General features: G+C 72.8%; 5 protein-coding genes. 2 read left to right on the top strand and 3 right to left on the bottom strand.

Going from position 1 to position 3987, the window contains the following annotated elements:
- Nucleotides 1-157: 157 nt before the first annotated feature.
- Together phnC and ACZJYS_RS23180 are read right to left on the bottom strand one after the other, a co-directional pair.
- Entirely contained in the window at nt 158-973 is an 816-nt protein-coding gene (gene phnC, locus ACZJYS_RS23175; RefSeq protein ID WP_379635398.1) for a phosphonate ABC transporter ATP-binding protein, read from the bottom strand.
- Nucleotides 974-1190: 217 nt separating this feature from the next.
- Nucleotides 1191-2096 (bottom strand): EamA family transporter, encoded by a 906-nt coding sequence (locus ACZJYS_RS23180; RefSeq protein WP_493180482.1) that lies wholly within the window; start codon nt 2094-2096, stop codon nt 1191-1193.
- A 176-nt stretch (nt 2097-2272) separates the two neighbouring features.
- On the opposite strand from ACZJYS_RS23180, the gene ACZJYS_RS23185 reads away from it, so the two are divergent.
- Entirely contained in the window at nt 2273-3013 is a 741-nt protein-coding gene (locus ACZJYS_RS23185; RefSeq protein WP_493180483.1) for an SIMPL domain-containing protein, read from the top strand.
- A gap of 46 nt (nt 3014-3059) precedes the next feature.
- Here the strand turns inward: ACZJYS_RS23185 and ACZJYS_RS23190 are convergent, their stop codons facing one another.
- Nucleotides 3060-3530, bottom strand: coding sequence for an L-2-amino-thiazoline-4-carboxylic acid hydrolase (locus ACZJYS_RS23190; protein ID WP_493180484.1), 471 nt, complete (start codon nt 3528-3530; stop codon nt 3060-3062).
- 132 nt (nt 3531-3662) lie between these two features.
- On the opposite strand from ACZJYS_RS23190, the gene ACZJYS_RS23195 reads away from it, so the two are divergent.
- Nucleotides 3663-3987 (top strand): DMT family transporter (locus ACZJYS_RS23195; RefSeq protein ID WP_493180485.1); only part of this gene is annotated, 325 nt, incomplete at its 3' end.

Consider the following 3987-nt stretch of genomic DNA (forward strand, 5'->3'; position numbering starts at 1 on the left):
TGGCGGCGGGCAGCAGGGCGGCGCCGGCCATCAGGCCGGCCAGCGTGCGACGGGTGATCATGCTGTCTCTCCTTGTAGGCGGGCATCGCCCGCGGGCTTTCTGGGCGGGCGGGCGTTCGCGGGCCTTGTGGCCGGGCGCCTGCCCGCCGGAAGCTCGTCAGGCCGCCGGGGCCTCGGCGGTGGCGCGTGGCGCGTGGTCCATGGCGCTCTGCGCGTTGAACTCGGCCTCGGACACGCCGTAGATCTCGCGCAGCCGGGCGGCGGTCAGGCCCTCGGGCGGGCCGTCGAACATCATCCGCCCGCCCTGCATGGCGATGACGCGGGTGCAGTATTCCCGCGCCGTGTCCAGGTGGTGCAGGTTGCAGAGCACGGTGATGCCGTCGCGCCGGTTCACGTCGCGCAGCGCGTCCATCACGGTGCGGGCGTTGCGCGGGTCGAGGCTGGCGATCGGCTCGTCGGCCAGGATGATGCGCGATTCCTGCATCAGCGCCCGCGCGATGGCGACGCGCTGCTGCTGCCCGCCCGAGAGCGTGTCGGCGCGCTGCAGCGCCTGGTCGGCGAGATCGAAGCGGTCCAGCGCCATCAGCGCCATGGCCCGCTCCTCGGCGGGGAAGTGCTTGAACAGCGTGGCCACGGTGCCGAGCATGCCGGGGCGGTGGTTCAGCCGCCCCACCAGCACGTTGGTCAGCACGTCGAGCCGCTGCACCAGGTTGAACTGCTGGAAGATCATGCCGCAGCGGGTGCGCCAGTCCCGCAGCCCCTGGCCGCGCAGCGCCGTGACATCGACGCCGTCGTGCAGGATGCGGCCCTCGGAGGGCTCGGTCAGGCGGTTGATCATGCGCAGCAGCGTGGACTTGCCGGCGCCCGAACGGCCGATCACGCCCACCATCTGGCCGGCCGGCACCTTCAGGCTGACGCCGGAGACCGCCTGCGTCGCGCCGAAGCGGCGGGAAATGTTCTGAAGCTCAAGCATCGGCCACCCTTTGCGTTGCGCCGCCTATAGGGGGCGCCCGTGACAGGGCGATGAAGGGCCGATGACAAGCCGATGGCTCGGCGGGGAAAGTGGCGGCGGGCCGGGGCGGCCGGCCCGCGCGCTTTCCGTCCGCGCGGGTTCACGGACGATGCTCTGGCTCTTTGTTCCGGCGCGCATCTCCGCCCGGTCGGGCAAGGCAGCCCGCCCGGGATCTGCTCTAGCGCCCCACCAGCACCAGCACCACGCCGAGCACCACGATGAGGGCGCCCGCCACCTCGCTGCGCTTCAGCGTCTCGCGCAGGTAGAAGCGGCTGAACAGCAGCGTGAACAGGATCTCCGTCTGGCCCAGGGCGCGCACCATGGCCACGGGGGCAAGGGCGAAGCCGCTGAACCAGCAGGCCGAGCCGCAGGCCGAGAGGGCGCCCACCTGGGCGCTGGTGCGCCAGGTGCGGAACACGGCGCGCATCTGCTCCGGCTCGCGCAGCGCCAGCCAGCCGCCCTGCATCACGCTCTGCAGGATGTTGGCGGCGACCAGCGTGACGAGGGCGCGCAGGATCGGGTCCGGGTGCGGCAGCTCCAGGTTGGCGCTCTTGATGAAGATGGAGGTCAGCGCGAAGCAGGCGCCGGCGCCGAGCCCGTACAGCGCCGCCGGCTGGGTGGTGGCGCGCAGCAGGGTGGCGGCGTCCATCGCCTTGCCGGCCAGCGAGAGGTAGAGCACCCCGCCCACCCCCACCGCGATGCCGAGCCAGGCCAGCGGCGAGAGCTGCTCGCCCAGCAGCACCAGCGCCAGGATGGCGCCCTGCACCGCCTCGGTCTTGGCATAGGCGGTGCCGACGGCGAAGCCGCGCGCGCCGAAGGAGAGGATCAGCAGGTTGGTGCCGAGGATCTGCAGCAGCCCGCCCAGCGCGGCAAAGGCCAGGAAGGGCAGGGTGGGGCCGGGCGGCACATGCCCCATCAGCAGGGCGTACAGGGCCAGCAGCAGCACCCCCACCGGCACGCCGTAGAGATAGCGCACCACCCCCGCGCCATTGACCGAAAGCTGCCCGCGCAGCTTCTGCTGGAGCGCGGTGCGCCAGGTCTGCAGCAGGGCGGCGGTCAGCGTGATGGCGATCCAGAGGGGCATGCGCGGGTTCCGGCGGCAGGGCTTCCCAGGTTAGACAGCCTCGGCGCGGCTGTAGAGCCACGGAGGGGTGCCGGATGCGGATGGCTGCCCCGCCCGCGCATCTGTGCGCGCCGCGGGCTTCCGCGCCGCGCCCCGCGCGCCGATATCCGCGGCGGACCGACGTGAAGGAGCTTCGCATGACCCGATTCCCTGGCCTGCCGGCCACCGCCCTGGCCGCCGCGGCTCTGGCCATCGCCGGCCTCGGCGGCGCCGCGCCGTTGGCGGCCCAACCGGCGGAGAACCCGGCGAATGCCTCCTCCACCGCCACGCTGCCGGAGACGGTGCTGAGCCTCTCGGAGACGGCCGAGGTGCTGCGCGCGCCCGACGAGCTGCGCGCCAGCCTGCGCGCCGAGGCGCGCGGCGCCAATGCCGCCGCCGTCCAGGCACAGGTGAACCGGGTGATGGAGCAGGCCCTCGCGGCCGCGCAGGGCGTCTCCGGCCTGCGCGCCAGCACGGGCGGCTACTGGACCAACCGTGTCGAGGAGGGCCGCAGCTGGACCGCATCGCAGACGCTGAACCTGCGCGCCGCCGAGCCCGCGGCGCTGCTGGAGCTGGTGGGCCGGCTGCAGGGGCAGGGGCTGGCGATGGGCGAGCTGAGCTGGCGGCTCTCGCGCGAGGCGGAGACGGCGGCGCGGCAGGAGGCGGGGAAGCTCGCCATCGAGGCGCTGCGGCAGCGGGCCGAGGCGGTGGCCGCGCAGCTTGGCCTGCGGGTGGCCGGCATCCGGCATCTGCGGCTCGACGCGCCGGAGGTGCCGATGCCGCGGATGATGGCAATGTCCACCGCGGCGCGCCGCGAATCGGCCCCGCCGCCGGTCACGGCGCCCGAGGAGGTGGCCGTCGCCTCCACCGCCGCGGCCGAGATCCTGCTGCGCCGCTGAGCGCGCGAGGGGGCCGGGGCGTTTCCTACCCCGGCCCTGCTTCATCTCACGCCTTGGCGGCCTCGTCCCAGCGGTAGCGGAAATCGCAATGCGTGGCCCCGCCCATGATGGTCTGGGTGCGGGTCATCTTCAGGCGGGGGTCGTAGCCCTCGCAGAAGGCGCCATCGCGGTTGCAGGAGAGGATGGCGCCCAGCTCCTGCAGGCCCATCTCCTTGTAGCTCTCGGCGTAGCGGCAGCGGGTGACGTTGAAATCGAAATTCTCCGCATCCTGCCGCACCACCTCGACGCGCAGCGCGTCCTCCCGCGTCCAGCGCGGCTGGATGCTGACGAAGTGCTCGAGCGAGGGCTCCGGCGCCTCGGCCGCCATGCCGGCGGCGGCCTGCTTGGCCAGCTTGACCACGGCATTGCGCAGGATGCGCCGCGCCGCCTCCTCGCCCAGCTCGGCCGCCATCTCCTCGTAGATGCCCTTGGCGAAGGCGGCCTCGATGCGCCGCTGCTCCAGGATCGACACTGACATAAGGTTCTGCCCCGCTCCGTTTGTCCCGCCGGCCATTGTAGCGGCGGGAGGGGAGGGCGGCGGCGGGTGGGCGCGTTTTTTTCTTCCGCCCGGGCTGCCCGGAGCGCCGGACGGGTGGCATGATCGTCCGACATGTCCGCCACCTTCGCCGGGATCGCCCTGCAACTGGTCGCCATCGCCTTCTTCGTGGCGATGGACACGACCATCAAGCTGATGACGGCGGACTACGCCGTGTCGCAGCTGATCTTCGCGCGCTTCGCCTTCCATATCCTGTTCGTGGCCCTGCTGCTGCGCGTCTTCACCGGGCCGCTACCCTGGCGGTCCCGCGCGCTCGGGCTGCAGGCGGCGCGCAGCCTCTGCCTGGCCTCGGCCAACTTCCTGTTCTCCCATGCCCTGGCCCATGTGCCGCTGGCCGACGCGACGGCGGTGAACTTCGCCTCGCCGCTGTTCACCGTGG

Source organism: Roseomonas sp. TS2 (assembly GCF_058833935.1).

Excerpts from the sequence above, each read along its gene's own strand:
- phnC (WP_379635398.1), bottom strand. The coding sequence starts at position 973 with ATGCTTGAGCTTCAGAACATTTCCCGCCGCTTCGGCGCGACGCAGGCG.
- ACZJYS_RS23180 (WP_493180482.1), bottom strand. The coding sequence starts at position 2,096 with ATGCCCCTCTGGATCGCCATCACGCTGACCGCCGCCCTGCTGCAGACC.
- ACZJYS_RS23190 (WP_493180484.1), bottom strand. The coding sequence starts at position 3,530 with ATGTCAGTGTCGATCCTGGAGCAGCGGCGCATCGAGGCCGCCTTCGCC.
- ACZJYS_RS23185 (WP_493180483.1), top strand. The coding sequence starts at position 2,273 with ATGACCCGATTCCCTGGCCTGCCGGCCACCGCCCTGGCCGCCGCGGCT.